Here is a 701-nt window from a genome sequence, read left to right on the forward strand (position 1 = left end):
GCTCAAAAGAAAATAAATACCTCGAAGGCCAACCTCAGTGTTGGCCTTTTTGTTTGTGATTCCCAGAAAATCATAAAGCGAAAAACTTATTATAAATTATTAATTTGCACCTATACTTTTATATCTCAGCCTTAGATCATAGCTTCAGCAATGGAGCTTGTCGCAATAAAGGCTCCCCCGAAAGAGGATGTAAAAACAGTCACACAATGTAATAAAGGTGAAGGATAAATGATGAATAGACTCGGACTCTTAGTCGTGTTCGCGGCCACACTTACTGCTGGTTGCGCTTCCAACTCTCAACAAGACAACTTTCGAGAAGCCTCTTTTGAGCTGTGTAATACCGAAGTCGACCTCTACTCGGTAAGTCACGATGAAAGAGTGCGTATTGTCTGTTCAGATGGCTCTAAGTTTGCCCTAAGCAGCGAAGACACCTTAGAAGTGATGCGCGACATCAACATCGACTACTGCGATGGTGAAGGCCTAGGTAAATTCAGCGAAAGCCGCCACTACTATTCATTCAAATGTAAGTCAGGCACCCTCCTCAGTATCAAAAAATAACCCCGATACCAACAGCCACCAGATACAAAAAAGGCTCCTGTAAAAGGAGCCTCCAAAATCATCATTTTTCAAAGTAGTTGTTTGAAATTCTAGGAGAGCACGCGGAGCTTACGGATGTAAGTGAGCATGCTCGACAACGAAGT

General features: G+C 42.7%; 1 protein-coding gene. It reads left to right on the forward strand.

Going from position 1 to position 701, the window contains the following annotated elements; all coding sequences use genetic code 11:
- Positions 1 to 231: 231 nt before the first annotated feature.
- A complete protein-coding gene (locus KIV40_RS29480) occupies positions 232 to 558 on the forward strand; it encodes a hypothetical protein (RefSeq protein ID WP_285352799.1) in 327 nt (108 codons plus the stop codon).
- The last annotated feature ends 143 nt before the right edge of the window (positions 559 to 701 follow it).

Source organism: Vibrio sp. D173a, assembly GCF_030248475.1.

What these genes read in the sequence shown, in the direction of transcription:
- KIV40_RS29480 (WP_285352799.1), top strand. Translation starts at nt 232, where the DNA reads ATGAATAGACTCGGACTCTTAGTCGTGTTCGCGGCCACACTTACTGCT.